Source organism: Solibacillus daqui, from assembly GCF_028747805.1.
GTDB lineage: Bacteria > Bacillota > Bacilli > Bacillales_A > Planococcaceae > Solibacillus > Solibacillus daqui.
Map to the genome: position 1 here is coordinate 4,085,038 of NZ_CP114887.1, position 22,912 is coordinate 4,107,949.

Genomic DNA, 22,912 nt, shown 5'->3' on the forward strand with positions numbered 1-22,912 from the left:
TTGTCGCTCCTTATTCTGCAATTACATGTACTTTTAATGTTGCCTTTACATCGTGATGTAACTTGACAGGAACGTTTGTAAAACCTAACGAACGGATTCCATCGTTGCAATCCATTTTTCGTTTATCTACTTTAAAGCCATGTTTCTTTTGTAGTTGATCGGCAATTTGCTTTGTTGAAACCGAACCGAATAATCGGCCACCTTCACCTGATTTTGCTTTAATTTCGACTGTTACTTTTTCTAATTCTACTTTTAAATCTTCCGCTGCTTGTAATTCTGCTGCTGCATTTTTTTCTACAAGGCGTTGTTGCCCTTTTAATTCGCTCATTGCTTGGTTGTTTGCTTCTTTTGCATAACCATTTTTAATTAAAAAGTTACGTGCATAACCTTCTGAAACCTCTTTAATTTCACCTTTTTTTCCTTTACCTTTAACGTCTTTTAAAAATACTACTTTCATGATTGATTACTCCCTTCGACTATTTCAGTAATTGCTTCATATAAATGCTGTTTCGCTTCATCAATCGAGCTAGCTGCAATTTGTGTTGCGGCATTCGTTAAATGCCCACCGCCACCTAGCTGCTCCATTATCAACTGCACATTCACTTCACCTAATGAACGGGCACTAATACCAATTAGGCCATCACTACGATGCGCAATAACAAACGATGCTCCGATATCTTTCATCGTTAATAAAATATCGGCCGTTTGTGCAATAAGCACCGAATCATACACTTTTGAATTTTCACCATGCGCAACAGCAATTTCCTTATATGGAAACTCAACTGTTTGGATAATTTTTGAACGCGTTACATACGTATCGACATCTTCTTTTAATAGGCGCTGAATCAATACTGTATCTGCACCAAATGTACGTAAATACGAGGCTGCCTCAAAGGTACGGGCGCCAGTACGCAATGTAAAGCTTTTCGTATCAACAATAATACCAGATAACAGCGCCGTTGCCTCTAATGGCACTAACTTTTCATTTTGCGGCTGATATTCTAGTAATTCTGTTACAAGCTCCGCTGTAGACGATGCATATGGCTCCATATATACTAATGTCGGATTTGTAATAAATTCTTCACCACGACGATGATGGTCAATGACAACAACCTTATCCGTTTTACTTAACAGACGGCTGTCTACTACTAAACTTGGTTTATGTGTATCGACAATAATAACGAGTGATTTTGCAGTTATTTTTGATAGCGCATCATCTGGCGTGATAAAACGATCATAGAAATCCGTTTTAGCTTCTAACTCATTCATTAAGCGATCGACACTGCCATGTACTTCATCAAAGTTAACAATAATATCGCCCTCTATACCATTCATTGCCACCATTTTACGTACACCTACACAGGCACCAATCGAGTCCATGTCTGGATTTTTGTGCCCCATGACAAACACACGATCACTATCTTGAATTAAATCACTTAACGCATGTGAAATGACACGAGCACGTACCCTTGTGCGTTTTTCAACAGGGTTCGTTTTACCACCATAGAAACGGATTTTCCCGTTTGATTGTTTAATCGCTACTTGGTCACCACCGCGTCCTAATACTAAATCCAATCCCGATTGTGCAAGCTGCCCAAGCTCCACTAACGATTGAGAGCCTGCACCCACTCCAATACTTAACGTCAACGATAGATTTTTTTGCGCGGTGCGTTCACGTACAACATCTAAAATCGAAAAACGCTTCTGTTCAAACTCTGCCAAAATTGCATCATTAAATACCGCAATATAACGATCCGATGCAAAACGTTTAACAAAAATATCATACTGCGCCGCCCATTCATTAATAATCGACGTCACCATTGTATTGGTTAAACTACGTGCTTGATCGTCCATACCTGATGTTAATTCATCATAGTTATCAATAAATATAATGGCAAGCACGGTACGATCCGCTAAATATTGCTTTTCAATTTGTACTTGTTTAGTTACATCAAAGAAATAGAGAATTTTTTCTTCTTTTTTGTAATACACATTATATTTACGATCAAATAAAGCAATTGCCATCTCTTCTTTTTTCCCTTGCATCACAAGGGTGTGCAGCGTTTCAGAAATACCGAATAACTCGTGCCCAACTAATGATTCTTGCTGAAGTATACGCTGCATAAACGGATTTGCCCATTCAATTGAAAAATCATCGTTTAAAATAAGTATCCCAAACGGCATCTCCAAAAAGGCCTCTTCGCCAACATTCTTCATACGAAACGATAATTCTTCAATATGCTTTTCCGTCTCTAAATACGTTACGAGCTCTACACGCAACGTATAGTACATCGCTACTGCATAAACTAATACAAAGACAATACCAATCCATACATTCCACATCATAATAAGGGTAGCTGCTACTATACCTAGTAAAAATAATACTAGCAATGGATATCGAATTGGTCGTTTACGAAAAATCCCCATTTCAATCAGCTCCTCATTTTTGACTCTTTTGTACAATAAATTCTCGAGCATTAAACCCTAAATCAATAATACCAATTAGAATTACAAATGAATAAAACGGAATAGCCATTAACGTACTAATAACCTTTAAAAACTTCGGTTGCTTATAACAATTAAGCACATAATGAATAAACGAGATTCCCTGTATTGTTAGTAATACCCATAAAATCATTGAAACATTTAGCATTACAACACCTAATATTGAATCAACCTCAGGGCGGACAAATAAATTAATTGCTAATACAATTAAGTAATACCAAAGAACCGATCTAGGTAAGCGTAATTTACTAAACTCAGCAAATTCTGGTACATTAACTTTCAAACGTTTTAAAATCGGTAAGTTCACCGAAATAAGTAATAGTGCAAATAACAGCATCGAAAGTGTAATCGCAGCTGGAACCACGGTTTCTAACATATCTAACATATTCGTTAAATTATCCATTGTTTCCTTAGGCGTTGCGTGACCTGTAATTTGCTCTGTCATTTTAATTGACTCTAAATACGTCGTTTTCATTAAATCCAGTGACTCTCTGATAAAGTCAACGGCAAATAAACGAACTGCAATTACATATTGAACCGCAAATGTCAGGATTAAAATAACACTTGTAGATAAAAACATAAATACTTTGCTTTTTTTATTATAAATGGCATCACCAATTGTCATACCTGCTGCTGCAAAGATTAAAGAAGCGGGCATTAGGAACAATCCACCAATAAAAAAAGTAACGATTACGGCTGCAATAGCAACAAATACCGATGATTTTCGGTCATAGTGTGCACTATACCAAATAATTGGTAGTGGTGCGACTACTGCTGCAAGTAAACTCGCTATAGGCACATAAAAAACGATGGCCATTAACACTGTAAACAGTGCAATCATCATCGCGCCGTGTGCTAACTTCCTTGATTGATTATTTTGCATGGAGAACCTTCCTTATCTAGAGTTCGAAAGACTTTCTAAATCACAAATACGTTTATGTCTTTCCGATGCCGAATAATATAAATAATTAATCGACCCTTTCAACTTTTCTCACCATTCTATTGTACCATTTTTACATGTTCAAACAAACTAACGCCACACACAATACATAAAATTGAAAGACAAAAAACCACCCACTTCTAAAATTAGAATGGGTGGTTTTATAACGGTTACTTAATAACCAAATGAGACTTATTTGTCTTCAGCAACGAATGGTAATAATGCCATAATACGTGAAACTTTGATTGCAGATGTAAGTTTACGTTGGTATTTAGCAGAAGTACCTGTTACGCGACGTGGTAAAATTTTACCGCGCTCAGAGATGAATTTCTTTAAAAGATCTACATCTTTGTAGTCGATGTGCGTAATGTTGTTTGAAGTGAAGTAGCAAACTTTACGGCGTTTGCGGCCTCCGCGACGTGGTGCCATTATCGTGTTCCTCCTTTTAATTTTTAAATTTGTAGATGTTGCAGTTCTTAGAACGGTAAATCGTCTTCAGAAACCTCAATTGGCCCTTTACTATTTGCAAATGGATCTTCATCTACACGTGTATAATTTTGCTGATTTTGAGGTGGTTGTTGATAAGAACCATAAGAATCTTGTGGTTGAGCTCCTCCAAATTGTTGGTTTGGCTGATTGTATGATGGTTGTCCACCATAATTATTCTGCCCACCGCCATATTGTTGGTTACCTTGCATACCTTGTGATGTACTTGCTCCTCCGCGCGGCTCTAAGAACTGCACAGCATCTGCAACGACATCTGTTGTGTATACACGCTTACCATCTTGTCCTTCATAGCTACCCGTTTGAATACGGCCTTCCACACCAACTAAACTTCCTTTTCGCATGAAGTTCGCTAAGTTTTCAGCTTGTTTTCTCCAGGCAATACAGCCTATGAAATCTGCTTCGCGTTCACCCGATTGGCCCGAAAAAGTACGGTTTACAGCAATTGTAAAACGCGCCATTGGAACTCCACTCGGTGTGTAACGAAGCTCTGGATCCTTTGTTAGTCTTCCAACTAATACAACACGGTTAATCATCAATGCACCCTCCTTTTTACAGCATTTTGTTTAAAAATTATTTGTCTCCTTCGCGTACTGCGATGTGACGGATGATGTCTTCGCTGATGTTCGCTAAACGAGTGTATTCGTTGATAGCTTCTGTACCAGCGTTAACTTTCACGATTTGGTAGAAACCTTCGCGGAAGTCGTTGATTTCATAAGCTAAGCGTTTTTTACCCCAATCTTTTGCTTCAACGATCTCTGCACCATTTGAAGTTAAGATCTCTTCGAAACGAGCTGTTAAAGCTTTTTTCGCCTCATCTTCAATGTTTGGACGGATGATGTACATTAATTCGTACTTTCTCATTTGTGTTTGCACCTCCTTATGGACTTGGGCTCTCCTGTCTAGCAGGGAGCAAGGAGTAAGTAACTTCTATTACTCACATCAATGAATTGTATCACAATTACAATTTAGGCGCAACCAGATACGCCTCTTAATCTTTATTCAATTTTTGTTATAATCATTGATAATGGAGGTGCTTTATGAACACTAAACAGCCAATTATTATTGAATTAAATATGCAAAAAATGGCACGTGACAATATTATATGGACAATTGTTTTAATTATTTTTACTGTTCTACTAAATTCACTCATTCATCAACGATTTACTGCTAATTTTTCATTGTTTGATTTTTTCTATTTGATTCTCGCCTATATTGTACTCATTATTTTACATGAAGTATTTCATTTAATCGGCTTCATCGTATTTGGTCGCGTATCTTACAAAGACCTTGATTATGGCGTTAATTTAAAACTCGGCGTAGCATATGCAACAACAAAAAAGCCACTTACAAACGCTGCCATGAAAAAAGCATTGCTATTACCTTTTTGGACAACAGGCGTTGTACCAACAATTATTGGGTTAGCAATCGGTAATTTTTTGCTTGTTATTATCGGTGCACTCTTAATGGCCGGTGCAGTTGGTGATTTTTATATGTATAAGGAATTACGCAAATTTCCAAATGATGCGATTGTAGAAGACGATCCAAAAGAACCGAAGCTATATGTTTATAAATAAAGTAAACCTTCAATTAGTGGAGGTTTTCTACATCTCTCATTGATTGTAGCCTTCACCAATCAGGCTTTTATGAGTAGTTAATCTCCCATATATACCTCTCGATTTTCTTAAACTTTAAGGTGGTTGTTTTACTGCCCGTTAATGCTAGATAAATACACTTTCTTAAATGATATTCTATGTTTTCAATAATAACTTTATTATTTTACTTTCGTTATACACTTTTTACCTATACCACTCGGAAAAATATCTATTTTTGATTTATTAGCTGTCTCCCATTTTCCCCTACGAATCACCTCCTTATCCAGTACTATTTAATCAATTATTTACTTAGTCTATTTAAAGACATTAATAAGACCACAGTTAACTGAATTTTTAGATAAAATGACATTATCACAAGTAAAAGGGGGTATTTTCTATTGATTCAATTTATTAGTAAGATAACAAAAGTTCTAATGGTCTTTGCTGTTGTTTTTACTTTTACCTTGATTTCTAGCAATTCAACGCAGGCAAATGATGAAAATGTTATGGCGCTATTAAAAAATCGTGGATTTAAGGAGCCTGTTAACTTAGGCATTGGCGCATCTGAAGTTGTTTTAATCAATGCCGTTTTTGGTCAAGAAGATGGCAAAGATGTCGTATACGCAACAGCAAATGGCGGTATTTTTAATATCGTCGATGTCAAAACCAATAAACTATTATTTTCACAACAATTAAGTGGGGTTTCCCAAGTTTGGAGTCACTCTATTTCAAAAGATGGTACGGTATATATTGCCGCACTTACAAATTCAAATGTTGGTGAAGTTTGGCGCTATTCGCCTCAAACAAAACAAGTAACCAAACTAGGTGCACCAAACTCTGCACACCAGCTTTGGAGTAGCACGACTGATGAGGCTGGAAATCTCTATGTTGGTTCATATGCAGAAAATGATGGACGCATTTTCAAATATGATATTACAACCAATCAATTTGTTGATTTAGGAAAAATTGATCAAGGTAATAGCAGTTATATTCGGTCTTTAGAATATTATGATGGCTATTTATACGCAGGTTTAGGTGTATCAGGGAAAGTTTATCGCATCAGTACAACAACTTTTGAAAAAGAAGATATTACAAAACGTGTACCAGCTCTTATTGGGAAGCCTGTCGATGAAATTAATTTTGCTTATGATATGAGTATCGCTGGTCATTATTTAGTAACACGCTTTGACGAAGGAAAAGAAGGCGCAATCTTATTTTATGATTTACACACACAACAGTGGATAGAAAATTTTAAACTTGCAAAGTTACATGATGGCTCAACAAATGATATTGGAAGTTTTGGATTTGTTCAGTTACCTAATAAAGGCGATAAAATTTACGTAATCCATAATCGAGAAATAGTAGAAGTCAATATGGCAACTCTTGAAACTCGTCGTACTGGAATTAGCTATGCAGCAGGATTACGCGGTGGCGCAGTTTTAGAATTCGGTACACCTGATTTACCTGGGGCTTCCGTTGTAACGATGTCTAGATTAGGTCAAATCTTCATTGCCAATTTGGAAACAGGCACAACAAAATTACTCCCAGGAGCAATGGTTGCATCCCCATTAAAATTACACAATTTAGGAAAAGGTCCAGATGGAAACTTGTATATGACGACATATCCAGGAGGCCCAAAAGGATCGAGATTCAATACAAAAACAAATCAATTTATTACGTACAGTCAAGGTCAGGCTGAAGGAATTGTAGCAGGAAATAATAAGGACCTGTATTTTGGCATTTATCCTGGGGCAGTTATTCAAAAAATGAATACAGACACTTTAACTAGTGAAACATTATTTGATCTAAAAAAGGACTATAACCAAGACCGTCCATATGTTATGGAGTTTGAAGATAACAAACTTTTAATTGGTACAATTCCTAATTACCAAAAATTAGGTGGCTCTTTAACTATTTATGATACAGTATCCAATACTCGCTCAACTTATACAAATTTAGTAAAAGATCAAAGTATTGTTGGTTTAGCGATGCGCAATGGAAAAATTTATGGTTCTACAACAATTCGCGGTGGTTTAGACATCAATCCAACTGCGACAGAAGCGAAGTTGTTTATTTGGGATGTTGCATCTGAACGTGTTGTACAAGAAACCGAATTAGCTATTCCTGAACTTGATACACCTCCAATGATTAGTGGATTAACATTTGGTCCCGATAATTTATTATGGGGTGCAGTAGATGGCATTATTTTTGCACTAAATCCGGAAAATCTTGCGGTTGTTAAATACAAAAATTTATATCCAGAAATCAAAAATCGCGGCATGTGGCGCCCTGTTCATATTGAATTTGGACAAGATGGATTATTATATACAGATGTTGCTGGAAAGTTATCTGTTGTAGATCCAGAGACGCTTGATTTTGTATCTCTTATTTCGAATGGTCCAGAAATTGATTTTATGGTATTAGGACAAGATTCAGCAGGAAATGAAAATATTTACTATATTGATGCAACTGCTACCCATCTTTATATGGTTCCTGTCATTGATGGCGGCGAAGTGATTACACCAGAGGAACCAGAAATGGAAACTGTTCATGTAGCAATTGAAAATGCTAGCTTTGAAGAACCATTAATTGAGGACAAAATTCCAGGTTGGTCTTCATTATTTGGTACTTTTTCAGCTAATGTAAAATTTGAATTAAGTACATTACGTGCACAAGATGGTTTAACAAGCTTAAAAATTGTAGATAGCGCTCAAAATGAAACGGTTTTTGCTCAAACTAATTTGATTCCAATTGATGCAGGTCAAACTTATACAGCCTCTTCAAAGCTATTTTTAGAGGATGGTAGTGTTAGCTTCTTCTTACGCTACTTCAACGAAAATGGCGTACAAGTAGGAACAGATAAAGATGGCGAAAACATCATTCATGTACGTGGTGGTCATAAAGAATGGCAAACGGTCCAAGCCATCGTAACGGCTCCGGAAGATGCTAAATACGCACGTATTTTTGTTGGTTCGTCTAATTACTTCACAACAAACGGCGCTTACTTTGATGATGTTCAACTAACGTTTGAACGTGAAAAAGTGGTGGAACCGACAACACCAACAAAACCTGGGAAAGGCAATCAACCAAATAAGCCTGGAAAAGGCAATCAGCCTGATAAACCTGGAAAAGGTAATCAACCAAACAAGCCAGGCAAAGGCAACCAACCGAATCCTGAAGATGGAGAATAATTAAAAAAGCAAAGGGTCTGTCCAGAAATCACTTTCCGGATAGACCCTTTGTTCCTGAAGTTATTGTGACCACCAAAGGAGCACCGCCTTAAGCAGATAAATAATACATAGGTAATGAAATGTCCAAAAAGGTACACCTTTTCGGACATTTCCCTCGCATTAATTTTATACGTTAAATAAGAACTCCATTACGTCCCCATCTTGAACAACGTATTCTTTACCTTCAGCACGTACACGACCCGCTTCTTTAGCTGCTGGCTTTGAACCGAACTCTGCTAAATCTGTGAAGGCCACAGTTTCTGCACGGATAAAGCCGCGCTCGAAATCCGTGTGGATAATTCCTGCACATTGTGGCGCTTTCATACCTTTACGGAATGTCCAAGCACGAACCTCTTGTACACCAGCTGTGAAGTAAGTAGCTAAACCTAATAAGCTATAAGAAGCTTTAATTAATTGATCTAAGCCGGATTCAGCAATTCCTAATTCCGCTAAAAATTCTTTTTTCTCATCATCTTCTAATTCAGAGATTTCTTCTTCGATTTTCGCACAAATTGTAATTACTTGTGCGCCCTCTGCTGCAGCGTACTCTTGTACCATTTGTAAGTACTTGTTGTCAGCTGGATCTGCTACTTCATCCTCTGAAACATTGGCTACATAAAGCATTGGCTTCACTGTTAATAAGTGTAGACCTTTAATAACCTTTTTCTCGTCATCTGATAGTTCAGCTGCACGTGCTGGTTTTTCAGCTTCTAACACTTCTTTAATTTTTTGAAGAATTGGTTCTTCTACCATAGCTTCTTTATCTTTTTGCTTGGCCATTTTTGCAACTCGTTGGATACGTTTTTCCACTGATTCCATGTCCGCTAAAATTAACTCTAAGTTAATAACTTCAATGTCGTCAATTGGATTAACTGTACCCGCTACATGAGTAATGTTTTCGTCTTCGAAGCAACGAACAACTTGGCAAATTGCATCTACTTCACGGATATGTGCTAAAAATTTGTTTCCTAACCCTTCACCTGTAGAAGCACCTTTTACGATACCAGCGATATCTGTAAATTCGAATGTTGTAGGAACAGTTTTCTTTGGTGTTACTAATTCTGTTAATTTGTCTAAACGCTCGTCTGGAACTGTTACGCTACCTACGTTTGGTTCGATTGTTGCGAACGGATAGTTAGCCGCAAGAGCACCTGCTTTTGTAATTGCGTTGAATAACGTCGATTTCCCTACGTTCGGTAAACCAACGATACCTGCTGTTAATGCCATTTGGACACAACCTTTCTATGTTCAGTACATTTTTTCTAAAATTCTATAACCTTGTCTATTATATTGATTTCATCGATAAAAGTCTAATTTGCGTTTAAGCCTCACTCGACTTGTTTAACACCTTTTTCATTTTCTTTTCGAATTCTCGACGTGCGATCATCACACTATGACCACAGCCCTCACATTTAATACGAATATCTGCCCCAAGACGAATAATTTTCCATGCATTTGTTCCACATGGATGCTGCTTTTTCATTTCCACAACATCGTTTAGCTCATATTGTTTTGCTTCCACCCGTTATTCTCCCCCTTTATCATAAAACATCATTTTCGGCACAGCTAATGGAATACCGTTACGCGTTAAAATATCAATGACATCTTTACGAATAACACGGGAGATCGCGAACTGCTGTAATGGTAATGTCTCCACCGTAATTCGAATTGTCGCTTCCGTACTTGTCGTATTCGTAACGCCTAAAAATAGTGGCGCACTCACAAGTTCCTCATGTTGCGAAGGTAATGTATCTAAATAATCTTGAATAATTATTTGTACTTTTTCAATATTAGCATCGAGTGCTACTTGCATATCAATCATCGCTTTTGAGTTATTAATAGAATAGTTAATAACTTCCGCAATGCTTCCATTTGGCAAAATAAATTGCTCTCCATTTGTGCCTTTTAATTTCGTTGTACGTAAACCAATTTCTATAACCGTACCTTCTGCTGCACCAATTCTTACATAATCACCTACACTAAATTGATCTTCTAAAATGATAAAGAATCCGGTGATGATATCCTTCACTAAGTTTTGGGCACCAAATGCAATGGCAACCGATGCAATTCCGGCCCCTGCAATTAACCCTGCAATTTGAATATTTAATGCGGATAAAATCCCCATAATCATTGAGAAGTATACTAAATAACTTAATACACTTTGCAATAATTTTACAATGGTCACTTGGCGACGCTCATTATTTCGAACACGAATCATAAAAACACGCGCAATTACTTTTTTTCCAATGAGCACGACTAAATATGAAATAACCAAAATTGCTGCAATTTTTATGGTCACTTCTAAAATCATATCCCAGAATGCTTGGCTTGTAACATAGTCCCAAAGCTTAGTTGTATAGCGTGCAAGACCTTTAATATCTGTCGTTGCAATGTCTATTGTTAGTTCTTCTTCCAAAATTTTTCACCTCTTGTATAACGCTGTAGCATATTGAATATACTGCATAAATATATCGTATTTTTTCATATTTCTCGAGTAATCTATTTCGAATAAAAGGAGTGTATAAATGACACAAGCCTCTGAAAAGAATTATAGCATTCATTACGAGCAAACAAGTGCCGTATGGGAGCTAAGTGAAATCTTATTGCAGCTTATTCCATTTGATCATGAAAAATTAATATTTTGCTGTATCGGTACCGACCGTTCTACTGGTGATGCACTCGGTCCAATTATTGGTAGCCAATTACAACAAACATTTTCATTTCCATTCGAAATTGTTGGAACATTACAAGCACCACTCCATGCACTTAATATTATCGACCGCCAAAAGCAGCTGTACGAACAACAAGAGCCTTATATCGTGGCCATCGATGCTTGTTTAGGCGAATCAACTGCCATTGGTTCCATCTTAGTCCAACCTGGACCACTCTATCCAGGAAAAGCAGTAAATAAGCAATTGCCTCCAATCGGCGATTTAGCCATTAAAGGCATTGTCAATATCGGCGGATTTATGGAAGCTAAAGTGCTTTCAAATACGCGTTTACATGTTACCTACTCAATGGGGGACAAAATTGCCCGTGCCTTATTACTTGCGTGGCAACGTCATTTATTGAAACGGAAAAATAATGGCTACCATAATAGCTACAACAATAATCGCTGGCAGCAAATTGGCTACACGGATTTTCGTTAGATTCGCTATATTTAAGCCAATCGCTAAAATCATTACACCGCCTGTAGCCGTCATCTCTTTAATAAATAAATCTAGTGCGTCAGTTGGAATATATGTACTAATAACACCCGCAAATAACGCTATCGCCCCTTGATATAAAAAGACAGGCACGGCGGATAGCATTACTCCTATTCCTAACGTTGACGCCAAAATAATTGACATAAAGCCGTCAATTATTCCTTTTGTAATGAGTACATCATGCTCATTACGTAAACCACTATCTAATGCGCCAATAATCGCCATCGAACCAATAACAAAAATTAAAGAAGCAGTCACAAATCCTTGTGCAATCGTCCCTTTTTGAGCACGTTTACCAAAAAGAGATTCCACCCACAAACCAAGGCGATTAAATTTACTGTCTAAATCAAGCCATTCACCAATAACCGTACCAACGACTAGACTAATAACAATGACAATAAAATTACTACTTTCCATTCCCATTTGGATCCCCAACAATGCAATAACTAATCCAATAATGACCATAACTGTTTGTTGCATATTTTCAGGGATATTTTTAAATAATCTCCCTAAAAATGCACCAATAACAATAAATAAAGCATTTAATAACGAACCTAGTAATACCATAATGGATGCCTCTTTCTTTTTATAATAGTTTTGATTTTAACATGGGCATACTATAACTTAAATTCCATTTTCAAATTCCTCTTAAATATATTCATAAAAACAATACAGATTTCAAAAAATAATACATCTGTCCTACGTATTATTCGTCAATTTAATTCCGTAGTCAGAATAAAGAATGATTACTATAAGGATCAATCTTGTGACAACAAATGCGAGCCCAGAATCACTCTGAAAACCATCCTCAACACAAAAGGCTTGTCCAGATTACTTTCCGGACAAGCCCTTTCACTATTATTCTTCAATATTCAGCATTTCCAAAATACGTTGTAAATCATCTTCTGAATAAAATTCAATTTCTATTTTCCCTTTATTTTTCACCTTTTTAATTTGTACTTGAGTACCAAAATATTCACGTAGTTGTGATTCTGTTGCTTGTGTATGCACATCTTTTTTTGGTTGCTTCGTTTCACGTGAAACAGACTCATTTAAGTCCTGAATATATTTTTCGAGCTGGCGTACATTTAATTGATCCTTCATAACCTTGCTCGCGACTTCTGGTATACGACGCTTGTTTTTTAAACCAAGTAATGCGCGGCCGTGACCCATTGATAAATGCCCTTCATTTACAAGTTCTCGAATATCTTCAGGCAATTGCAATAAACGAATTAAATTGGCAATATGAGGACGACTTTTCCCTAAGCGCTGTGCCAAATCTTCCTGTGTAAATTTTAGATTAACGATTAAGCTATTGTACGCTTCTGCTTCTTCAATTGGTGTTAAATCTTCACGTTGTAAGTTTTCTAAAATCGCGACTTCCATCATCTGTTGTTCATTAAAATCACGCACGATAACTGGTACATCGGTTAAACCCGCGAGTTTTGCCGCGCGATAACGACGCTCACCAGCAACAATTTCATATTTCTTTACGTTTTTACGGACAACAATTGGTTGAATAATCCCATGTTCACGTACTGACTGTGCCAGTTCTTCAATGGCTGTCTCATCAAATCGTTTACGTGGTTGAAATGGATTCCTCAAAATCTTGGCAATCGCAATTTGCTGTACCTGATCTTCTTTATGTACCGCTTCCTCACGAAATAATGCGTCAATCCCTTTTCCTAAACCTTTAACCATTTTTAATCACTTCCCTTGCAAACTCTAAATATATTTCTGATCCGCGAGATTTGGCATCATACAATATTACAGGCTTACCATGACTAGGCGCTTCACTTAAACGTACATTACGTGGAATAATCGAACGATACACTCTATCTCGGAAATAACGTTTTACTTCATCAATCACTTGCAAACCTAAGTTTGTACGCGCATCAAGCATCGTTAGTAATACCCCATCAATCACAAGCTCTTTATTTAAATGCTTTTGAACAAGGCGAACTGTCGATAATAGTTGGCTTAATCCTTCTAACGCATAATATTCGCATTGTACTGGAATAATTAATGCATCAGCTGCTGTTAACGCATTGATTGTTAATAACCCTAACGATGGTGGACAATCAATAATAATAAAGTCAAAATTGCTTTTTATTTCTTGCACAGCCTTTTTTAAACGTACTTCACGTGAAATCGTCGATACAAGCTCAATTTCTGCACCTGCAAGTGAAATTGTTGTAGGCACAATATACAAATTCTCTACGTCTGTTCGTTGAATGACCTCTTTTATATCTTCATCATTAATCAGAACATCATAAATACAACTTTCTAAATCGCCTTTTTTTACCCCAAGGCCACTTGATGCGTTACCTTGAGGGTCGATATCGATTAATAACACTTTCTTTCCTAAATAAGCTAAACATGCACTTAAATTAACGGATGTCGTTGTTTTACCGACACCGCCCTTTTGATTGGCTATTGCAATAATACGTCCCATACTCGCACCTGCTTTCATCACTTCATTTTAGGTATATTAGTGAATCTATCTATCATTTTACGATGACTTTATTGACGATTTTTCTTATTCTAATCTCATATTATCAAAAAACTATATAAAAAGTTGCATTATAAAAACTATTTTACCTATCTTTATGGATTTCCTGAATAAATTATGCTTTTTACCCACTAAAAAACCTTCTACATACAAAATACATAGAAGGCAACTCGCTTATTTTTTCTTCGGAATTTTTACAGTAATTTGATAGTAATCATCTGTATCTTCTTCCTCTGTTTTTAAATTGATTCCGCTTTTTGTAACCATCGATAATGACTGCTTAATAGTATTAAGGGCAATGCGTACATCTTTACTAATCGCTTTTCGAGCAGGTTTGCGTTTTTTAGCTTCCGGCTCTTCCGGATGAAGAATTTTTTGAATTTGTTCTTCAAGCTGTCTTACATTCCAATCAAACTCTTTCGTTGCTGCGATTAATTGCATTTGTAATTGATCATCTTTAATGGAAATTAATGCACGAGCATGACGCTCCGTGATTTCACGATTTAAAATGGCATCCTGCACAAATTGCGGAAGCTTTAATAAACGCAATTTATTGGCAACTGTTGATTGGCCTTTACCCAATCGTTGAGCAAGCGCTTCTTGTGTTAGCGAATGTAACTCTAATAATTGTTGGTATGCAAGTGCTTCCTCAATTGCTGTCAATTCTTCACGTTGAAGGTTTTCAATAAGCGCAATTGAAGCCGTTTCACGATCATTTAAATTACGCACAATCGCAGGCACTTCTGTCCACTGCAACGATTTCATGGCACGATAGCGACGTTCACCTGCAATGATTTCATATTTACTTGCATCACCCGTCATTGGTCGAATTACGATTGGTTGAATAACACCGTGTGTATGAATCGTTCTTGCTAATTCTTCAATCTTCTCATCATCAAAAACTGTACGTGGCTGATAACGGTTTGGAATGATTTTATCTATAGGAATTTTAACTACTTCTTCTGAAGCCATTGAGATATTCTCTATTACTTCTACTTCACTGTTTACTTCTGGCTGCTCCTTAGTCCCGCCTCCGAAAAAACGTGAAAAAGTACTTTTCATCCGTGTGGCACCACCTTTAAGAAACTGTCTAGTTCATATACAATATTATTTCTGATTCATTCAAAAATGTACAGTGTCCAATGAACAGTAATTTTGAAAAAATAACATAAATATAATTATGTATGCATCAAAAGACCAAAACATTTCATAATTTATATTTTTCTTTAACTTTTACTAAATTTATTTAATAGGAGTTTTATTCGGAACACCTGGTTTACGTGGGTATTTTTTTGGTGTTACTTTTACTTTATCAAAAACATAAAGCGAACGCTCACTTTCTTCAACTGGTAAAAGGAACGCGAACTCTTCTTTTAATTTCGCACCTAATGTTGTGATCGCTTTTGCGGCATCCTTCATTTCTTCTGCACCAGCTGCTGCTTTTAATGCCACAAAGTAACCCCCCTCTTTTGCAAGTGGGATACATAGCTCTGATAAAACTGAAAGACGGGCAACTGCGCGTGCTGTGACAACATCAAACTGCTCTCGGTATTTCTCATTTTGACCAAACTCTTCCGCGCGTGCATGCACGAATGACATATTTTTCAAGTTTAATTCATTCGCTAAATGATTTAAAAACGTAATACGCTTGTTTAAAGAATCCACAATGGTAATTTCCAAATGTGGGAAACAGATTTTAATTGGTATACTTGGGAATCCAGCACCTGCACCGACATCACATACAGTTGTTACTTTTGTGAAGTCAAAGTAAAATGACGCGCTAATTGAATCGTAAAAGTGTTTTAAATAGACACCTTCTAAATCTGTAATGGCTGTTAAGTTCATTTTTTCATTCCACTCAATTAAAAGCTCAAAGTATTTACGGAACTGTGCGACTTGCTCATCTGAAAGCTCGATGCCCTTTTGCTTTAAGGCTTCAATAAATTGCTGCTCGTTCATAATAACGCTCCTTTATTGTATTCATAAATAAGAGCGCCCTATAAAAAGACGCTCTCTCATTAGTTAGTGATTTTTGCAATTTTTCCTTGCTCAATATAGACAAGTAAAATCGAAATATCTGCAGGGTTTACACCTGCAATACGTGATGCCTGTGCGATTGATAGCGGGCGTACTTGCTTTAATTTTTGTAAGGCTTCTGTAGCTAAGCTACTAATTGCATCGTAATCAATGTTTTCTGGTATTTTCTTATCTTCAAGTCTTTTCATTTTTTCCACTTGTTGAACCGCTTTTTGAATATAGCCTTCGTATTTTAACTGAATTTCAACTTGCTCACGTACTTCTTCACTTAATGATTCTTCAGTTGGCTCAATTAAACCTGCTACTAAGTCATATGTCATTTCTGTACGTTTGACAAAGTCCGATGCACGAATACCGTCTTTTAACTCTGCGCCACCTACTGAACGAACTGTTTCTTGTGTTTGCGCATTTGGTTTCACGATAATCTCGCGTAAACGTGTGATTTCGTCTTCTACTTGCTGACGTTTTTTCGTAAAGCGTGCATATCGTTCATCTGAAATTAAGCCTACTTTATGTCCAACATCTGTTAAACGTAAATCTGCATTGTCATGACGTAATAGTAAACGATATTCAGCACGCGATGTTAATAGACGGTAAGGTTCGTTTGTACCTTTTGTTACTAAGTCGTCAATTAACACACCGATATAAGCGTCCGAACGTGAAAGAATAATCTCTTCTTTGCCCTGTACTTTCAGACCTGCATTCATACCAGCCATTAAACCTTGACCTGCTGCTTCCTCATAGCCTGATGTACCATTTAATTGACCTGCTGTGTATAAACCTTGAATCGTTTTTGTTTCAAGCGTTGGCCATAATTGCGTTGGAACTACCGCATCGTACTCAATTGCATAACCTGCACGCATAATTTCTGCATTTTCTAAACCAGGAATGGATGCCACCATTTGACGTTGTACATGCTCTGGTAATGATGTAGAGAAACCTTGTACATAAACTTCTTGCGTGTCACGCCCTTCTGGTTCAAGGAAAATTTGATGACGTGGCTTATCGGCAAAGCGTGTAATTTTATCTTCAATTGACGGACAATAACGCGGACCTGTTCCTTTTATCATTCCTGAGAACATTGGCGAAAGATGTAGATTCGCATTTATGATGTCATGCGTATTTTCACTCGTATATGTTAACCAGCAAGGAAGCTGATCTGTAATAAATTCAGTTGTTTCATAGCTGAATGCGCGCGGTTCTTCATCCCCAGGTTGAATTTCCGTTTTTGAATAATCAATAGTACGGCTATTAACGCGTGGTGGTGTACCTGTTTTGAATCGTACCATATTGAAACCTAAATCTTTTAAGTTATCGGCTAACTTAATTGATGGTTGTTGGTTATTTGGACCTGATGAATATTTTAAATCGCCGATGATAATTTCCCCACGTAAAAATGTACCTGTTGTTAATACAACCGCATCTGCACGATAAATCGCACCAACTTGTGTCACAACCCCTTTTACTTGGTTGTCCTCAATGATTAATTCTTCTACCATTGCTTGACGAACTTGAAGATTTTCTTCATCCTCTAACAAGCGTTTCATTTCTCGTTGGTATAGTTGTTTGTCCGCTTGTGCGCGTAATGCACGAACTGCGGGACCTTTTGCTGTATTAAGCATACGCATTTGAATATGTGTTTTATCGATTACGCGTCCCATTAAACCGCCTAATGCATCAATTTCACGAACAACAATCCCTTTTGCAGGACCGCCGACTGATGGATTACAAGGCATAAACGCGATTAATTCTAAGTTGATTGTAAGCATTAATGTTTTTGCGCCAGTTTTTGCTGCGGCATAAGCAGCTTCAACTCCTGCATGACCTGAACCAACAACAATTACATCATAGTTACCTGCTTCATATTGTGTTGACATGAATGTTCTTCCTTTCTGAATTTCTGCTTGTTAAGCACTTCTTTTATTTTCCTAAACAGAATTGTGAGAACAGCTGATTAATTAAGCTTTCCTGCACAGTATCTCCAATAATTTCACCAAGAATTTCCCATGTACGTGTTACGTCAATTTGAATCATATCCACCGGTACACCTGATTCAGCTGCTTGCAGTGCTTCTTCAATAACCACCTGCGCTTGGTGTAATAATGCGATATGTCGTGCATTTGATACGTAGGTTAAATCCTGTGATTCCACTTGTCCTTCAAAGAATAATGCAGCAATTGCTTCTTCAAGCTCAATAACGCCTTCTTCTTTCAGTAATGAAGTTGTGACAACGCGGTGCTTTCCTGCAAGTTCATGGACACGGTTTAAATCAATTTTACGTTCGATATCGGTTTTATTAACAACAACGATATAATCCATCATTTGAATCGTTTCAAATAAACGCTCATCTTCTGCCGTTAATTCCTCACCATAATTTAAAACGAGTAAAATTAAGTCCGCATCTTTTAATGCCTCACGTGAACGTTCCACACCGATACGCTCCACAATATCTTCGGTTTCACGAATCCCTGCTGTATCGACTAAACGTAATGGCACGCCTCGCACGTTTACATATTCTTCAATGATATCACGCGTTGTCCCTGCAATATCAGTAACAATCGCTTTATTTTCTTGTACTAAGCTATTTAAAAGTGAAGATTTCCCTACATTTGGGCGACCTAAAATAACAGTCGATAAGCCTTCACGTAAAATTTTACCTTGTGATGATGTTTTCAGAAGTTTAATAATTTCATCACGTACCCAGCCACACTTCTCTTGCAGTACTGGAATCGTCATTTCTTCTACATCATCATATTCTGGATAATCAATATTAACTTCGACTTGCGCAAGCGTTTCGATTAATGCTTGGCGAAGTGATGTAATTAACCGAGATAATTTCCCGTCCATTTGATTTAATGCCACATTCATCGCACGGTCTGTTTTTGCACGAATTAAGTCCATTACAGCCTCTGCTTGTGACAGGTCAATACGGCCATTTAAAAAAGCTCGCTTCGTAAATTCCCCTGGCTCTGCTAAACGGGCACCTGAACGTAACACAAGCTGTAATACACGATTAACTGACACAATTCCACCGTGACAGTTTATCTCTACAACATCTTCACGCGTAAATGTTTTAGGCCCGCGCATTAATGACAGCATCACTTCTTCAACGACTTCATCTGTTTTTGGATCGACTAAATGTCCGTAGTGAATTGTATGTGTCGGGACTTCTGCTAAGCATTTATTATTTGGTGACTTAAATATTTTATCTGCAATTGCTACTGCTTCATCGCCACTTAAACGGACAATTGCAATAGCACCTTCTCCCATTGGTGTGGATATTGCAGCAATCGTATCGAATTCCATTTATATCCTCCTATATCAGTGTTATCCACATGTGGATAAATCACATCCGAGCTATTCTTTCTAACAATTTAGACTAACATATTTTAAGCAAAATCTAAAGTAATGAAGATTATCTAAACATCTACGAAAAAACGACCTATCCCAAAAGAATAGGTCGCTATTGTCTACATGTTTATTTTACTGGTTCAATGACTAAATAACGATTCGGTTCAGTACCCTCTGAATGCGTTTCAATATCTAAACGATTCGCTAAAGCATTATGAATGATTTTGCGTTCGTATGATGCCATTGGTTCGAATGCAACAGGTTTTCGTGAACGAATTGCTTTATCAGCCATACGAGCAGCAAGCTGTTCTAACGCGACTTGGCGCCGTTCACGGTAATTTTCTACATCCATTTGTAAAATCATAAACGATTTTGCTGATTTGTTCAAAATAAGCTGCGTTAATTGTTGCAATGCGTTCAATGTTAGACCGCGCTTACCAATTAATAGTGCTGCTTTTTCACTTGATAACTTAAATGACACGTTCTTGCCATCTGAAGTATGCTCAATTGATAAATCTGTAATGCCCATTTCTAAAGCAATGCTCGTCAAATAGCTCTTCGCTTCTTCAATTGGGTCAAACTGGGCATGTTCTTGGTGAATTTGTTGCTCGTCTTGTACAAAAATTGGCTCTTCTTCAACTGTTTCGTCAATAACAACTTCCTCGACAGATGTCACCTTTTGTAAAACAGCTTCATTCACTTGTTGTTGAACAATGTCCTTTACCGTCACACGAACTTGTGCGTTACGTGCTCCGAAACCTAAAAATCCTTTTTTACCTTCTTGTAAAACTTCCACATCAACTTGTTCACGACTATGGCCAAGCTTTTGTAACGCTAATGAGATCGCTTCTTCTACTGTTGCGCCTATTTGCGTAGTTTGTTTCACTTATTTCGCCCCTTTATCAGTAGCTTCCGGTTTATTTTTATTCCAAGGTTTATAAATCGCAAGGTTTTGTAAAACAGAAACAATGTTACCTACTACCCAGTATAATGAAAGTGCTGCAGGTAAAACAATACCAAAACCAACGATCATTAATGGCATGATGTACATCATAATTTTCATTTGTGGGTTATCTACTGCAGGACCAGTCATTAATACAACATACTGAATTAAACCAGCGATAACCGCAAAGACAATACTTGGTTCTGCTAATGGAACCGATAAAAATGAACCTAATTCAAATGCAGATGTTGCATTCATACGGCTAATTGCATGATAGAAACCAATTAGAATTGGCATTTGAATAAAGATTGGTAAACATCCCGATAGTGGGTTAACCCCAGAATTTTGCATTAACTGCATCATTTCTTGCTGGTATTTTTGTTGTGTAACCGCGTCTTTCGAGCTATATTTTGCTTGTAACTCTTTTAACTTCGGTTGAATTTCTTGCATTTTCTTAGAGCTCTTAACTTGCTTGATTGTTAAAGGTAAAATAATTAAACGAATAATAACTGTTACAATAATAATTGCAAAAGCATAATTCGAAACATTGCCTTCAAACATATCAGCAAAAAGTTTGATGAATGATACTAGTGGCCAAACGATATATTCATTCCAAAAGCCTTCGCTATCTTCAGAAATCGGTTGGTCAAACTCTGAACAGCCTGATAACAGTAATGCAACTGATACAAGCGACAGCATTATCCAAAGATTTTTCTTCAATCTTCTTCCTCCTAAAGCAAACCTATTCAGTTAATATGACAACAGTTTATCATGTGTGCACGCTTGTACACTACTAATTGTTTCAATAATTTATAAAATTAATCCCTACTCTATTTCAAACTATTGAACAGTCCGTTTAAATAAATATAGCCCATTAGAAAAACAGATTCCGCGCCATACAGCGTGAAATCTTGTTTTTTTACTTTATTGGTTTGTTGAGCTTTTGTAAACTTTTGCAACCTTTAAAACATGCTGCAAGCTTTTTTTCGTTTCATGAAAATCTAACATGGCCGCCTGCGTTCTGGCGATAATAACATAATCGAAATCTTGCTTTACTTCGTCTTTCATTTCCAGAAAAGCTTGGCGAATATAACGCTTCACTTGAACTCGTGTGACTGCGTTTCCTACTTTCTTGCTCACTGATAAGCCAATACGAAACGCCTGTTGATCTTGTTGCTTTAAGCAATACACGACAAATTGGCGATTCGCAAATGACTTACCTTTCTTAAACACCTTTTGAAAATCTTCATTTTTCTTAATACGTTGGCGTTTATTCATTATCCATTCACCTGCTCCATCTAATCATTGGTACTTTTTTTGCTTCGTACAATATAAAAGAAAAAAAAGACCACTGATGTGGCTCAGTGGACTTATGCTGATAATACTTTTCTTCCTTTTTTACGACGACGAGCTAATACGTTACGGCCGTTTTTTGTGCTCATACGAGCGCGGAAACCGTGAACTTTGCTGTGCTTACGTTTTTTAGGTTGGTACGTACGTTTCATTTATATACACCTCCTGAATCTGAGTGTTACTATATCTATTTCTACATACAGACCATGACATTATATAAATAAAACTAGCTCTTTGTCAATGGCTCAATACATTTTTTCTATTTTTATTATCAATACCTCACGCAACGCCCCCTCTTATTCCTTTAAATCAGTTATCCACAAAAATTTCCGATGTTCAAATAAATGCTGTGAGTAATTATTTTTCCTTAAAATTTTATCCACAAGTGTTATCTACAACTTTTTCACATAAATTATGCCTGTGGACAACTCGTACGTGGATAGTTTATGATTATGTGGATAAAGTCGTTTAAGTATTGAAATAGCCCACTTTATTTGATACGATAATTGTGTTTTACTTTGTGGAATTCTTTTCTGGGAAATATTTTATCCACAATTGTTGATAATCTGTGGACAAAGATTTCCACCTATTTCGAATAACGTTTATCCACAACATGTGGTTATGTGTATGACATGCATTTTAACGTAAAAATGCATCCTAAAATAACTCTGTTTTCTACTAATTATTTCTCTTTACAGAGCCTTTATTTATATACAAATCAATATTGAACTGACTT

General features: G+C 36.8%; 23 protein-coding genes. 3 read left to right on the plus strand and 20 right to left on the minus strand.

The window, feature by feature from the left end:
- Positions 1-10 precede the first annotated feature (10 nt).
- From rplI to rpsF, 6 genes are all read right to left on the minus strand, one after another.
- Entirely contained in the window at positions 11-457 is a 447-nt protein-coding gene (gene rplI / locus O7776_RS20165; RefSeq protein WP_274308648.1) for a 50S ribosomal protein L9, read from the minus strand.
- Positions 454-2,427 (minus strand): DHH family phosphoesterase, encoded by a 1,974-nt coding sequence (locus tag O7776_RS20170; RefSeq protein ID WP_241370656.1) that lies wholly within the window; start codon positions 2,425-2,427, stop codon positions 454-456. The genes rplI and O7776_RS20170 overlap by 4 nt, the downstream gene beginning before the upstream one ends.
- A 13-nt stretch (positions 2,428-2,440) precedes the next feature.
- Positions 2,441-3,388, minus strand: coding sequence for a YybS family protein (locus O7776_RS20175; protein ID WP_274308649.1), 948 nt, complete (start codon positions 3,386-3,388; stop codon positions 2,441-2,443).
- 249 nt (positions 3,389-3,637) lie between these two features.
- Positions 3,638-3,877 carry a 30S ribosomal protein S18 gene (gene rpsR, locus O7776_RS20180; RefSeq protein WP_188227411.1) on the minus strand — a complete coding sequence of 80 codons (240 nt, stop codon included), beginning with the start codon at positions 3,875-3,877 and terminating at the stop codon, positions 3,638-3,640.
- Positions 3,878-3,921: 44 nt separating this feature from the next.
- A complete protein-coding gene (gene ssb / locus O7776_RS20185) occupies positions 3,922-4,485 on the minus strand; it encodes a single-stranded DNA-binding protein (RefSeq protein ID WP_274308650.1) in 564 nt (187 codons plus the stop codon).
- A gap of 37 nt (positions 4,486-4,522) precedes the next feature.
- Positions 4,523-4,813: a 30S ribosomal protein S6 gene (gene rpsF, locus O7776_RS20190; protein WP_241370653.1), complete on the minus strand. Its 291-nt coding sequence runs from the start codon at positions 4,811-4,813 to the stop codon at positions 4,523-4,525.
- A 176-nt stretch (positions 4,814-4,989) separates the two neighbouring features.
- Here rpsF and O7776_RS20195 point away from each other — a divergent pair, with 176 nt between their 5' ends.
- Together O7776_RS20195 and O7776_RS20200 are read left to right on the plus strand one after the other, a co-directional pair.
- Positions 4,990-5,526 (plus strand): DUF3267 domain-containing protein, encoded by a 537-nt coding sequence (locus O7776_RS20195; protein WP_274308651.1) that lies wholly within the window; start codon positions 4,990-4,992, stop codon positions 5,524-5,526.
- 416 nt (positions 5,527-5,942) lie between these two features.
- Entirely contained in the window at positions 5,943-8,735 is a 2,793-nt protein-coding gene (locus tag O7776_RS20200; RefSeq protein WP_274308652.1) for an NHL repeat-containing protein, read from the plus strand.
- Positions 8,736-8,900: 165 nt separating this feature from the next.
- Here O7776_RS20200 and ychF read toward each other — a convergent pair whose 3' ends face one another.
- The 3 genes from ychF to O7776_RS20215 form a co-directional block, all read right to left on the minus strand.
- A complete protein-coding gene (gene ychF, locus O7776_RS20205; RefSeq protein WP_274308653.1) occupies positions 8,901-10,001 on the minus strand; it encodes a redox-regulated ATPase YchF in 1,101 nt (366 codons plus the stop codon).
- Positions 10,002-10,095: 94 nt separating this feature from the next.
- Positions 10,096-10,296: a DUF951 domain-containing protein gene (locus O7776_RS20210; RefSeq protein ID WP_274308654.1), complete on the minus strand. Its 201-nt coding sequence runs from the start codon at positions 10,294-10,296 to the stop codon at positions 10,096-10,098.
- Positions 10,297-10,299: 3 nt separating this feature from the next.
- Entirely contained in the window at positions 10,300-11,190 is an 891-nt protein-coding gene (locus O7776_RS20215) for a mechanosensitive ion channel family protein (protein ID WP_241370648.1), read from the minus strand.
- A 109-nt stretch (positions 11,191-11,299) separates the two neighbouring features.
- Here O7776_RS20215 and yyaC point away from each other — a divergent pair, with 109 nt between their 5' ends.
- On the plus strand, positions 11,300-11,923 hold the full coding sequence (gene yyaC / locus O7776_RS20220; protein WP_241370647.1) for a spore protease YyaC: 624 nt from the start codon (positions 11,300-11,302) through the stop codon (positions 11,921-11,923).
- On the opposite strand, the gene O7776_RS20225 is transcribed toward yyaC, so the two are convergent.
- From O7776_RS20225 to rpmH, 11 genes are all read right to left on the minus strand, one after another.
- Positions 11,840-12,547, minus strand: coding sequence for a DUF554 domain-containing protein (locus O7776_RS20225; protein ID WP_274308655.1), 708 nt, complete (start codon positions 12,545-12,547; stop codon positions 11,840-11,842). The genes yyaC and O7776_RS20225 overlap by 84 nt on opposite strands.
- 291 nt (positions 12,548-12,838) lie before the next feature.
- Positions 12,839-13,681, minus strand: coding sequence for a ParB/RepB/Spo0J family partition protein (locus O7776_RS20230; protein WP_274308656.1), 843 nt, complete (start codon positions 13,679-13,681; stop codon positions 12,839-12,841).
- A complete protein-coding gene (locus O7776_RS20235; RefSeq protein ID WP_241370644.1) occupies positions 13,674-14,435 on the minus strand; it encodes a ParA family protein in 762 nt (253 codons plus the stop codon). The genes O7776_RS20230 and O7776_RS20235 overlap by 8 nt, the downstream gene beginning before the upstream one ends.
- 231 nt (positions 14,436-14,666) lie before the next feature.
- Positions 14,667-15,554 carry a nucleoid occlusion protein gene (noc, locus tag O7776_RS20240; RefSeq protein ID WP_274308657.1) on the minus strand — a complete coding sequence of 296 codons (888 nt, stop codon included), beginning with the start codon at positions 15,552-15,554 and terminating at the stop codon, positions 14,667-14,669.
- A 180-nt stretch (positions 15,555-15,734) separates the two neighbouring features.
- Complete coding sequence (gene rsmG / locus O7776_RS20245) at positions 15,735-16,451, minus strand: 16S rRNA (guanine(527)-N(7))-methyltransferase RsmG (RefSeq protein ID WP_274308659.1); 717 nt, start codon at positions 16,449-16,451, stop codon at positions 15,735-15,737.
- A gap of 59 nt (positions 16,452-16,510) precedes the next feature.
- Entirely contained in the window at positions 16,511-18,406 is a 1,896-nt protein-coding gene (mnmG, locus tag O7776_RS20250) for a tRNA uridine-5-carboxymethylaminomethyl(34) synthesis enzyme MnmG (protein ID WP_274308660.1), read from the minus strand.
- A gap of 43 nt (positions 18,407-18,449) precedes the next feature.
- On the minus strand, positions 18,450-19,835 hold the full coding sequence (gene mnmE, locus O7776_RS20255; protein WP_274308661.1) for a tRNA uridine-5-carboxymethylaminomethyl(34) synthesis GTPase MnmE: 1,386 nt from the start codon (positions 19,833-19,835) through the stop codon (positions 18,450-18,452).
- 172 nt (positions 19,836-20,007) lie between these two features.
- Positions 20,008-20,766: an RNA-binding cell elongation regulator Jag/EloR gene (jag, locus tag O7776_RS20260; RefSeq protein ID WP_274308662.1), complete on the minus strand. Its 759-nt coding sequence runs from the start codon at positions 20,764-20,766 to the stop codon at positions 20,008-20,010.
- Positions 20,767-21,543: a membrane protein insertase YidC gene (gene yidC / locus O7776_RS20265; RefSeq protein WP_274308663.1), complete on the minus strand. Its 777-nt coding sequence runs from the start codon at positions 21,541-21,543 to the stop codon at positions 20,767-20,769.
- 204 nt (positions 21,544-21,747) lie between these two features.
- Positions 21,748-22,101 (minus strand): ribonuclease P protein component, encoded by a 354-nt coding sequence (rnpA, locus tag O7776_RS20270; protein WP_274308664.1) that lies wholly within the window; start codon positions 22,099-22,101, stop codon positions 21,748-21,750.
- Between the two features lie 92 nt (positions 22,102-22,193).
- The gene (gene rpmH / locus O7776_RS20275; RefSeq protein ID WP_008408389.1) at positions 22,194-22,328 is read right to left on the minus strand and encodes a 50S ribosomal protein L34; all 135 of its coding nucleotides are present in this window, start codon (positions 22,326-22,328) and stop codon (positions 22,194-22,196) included.
- Between the last annotated feature and the right edge of the window lie 584 nt (positions 22,329-22,912).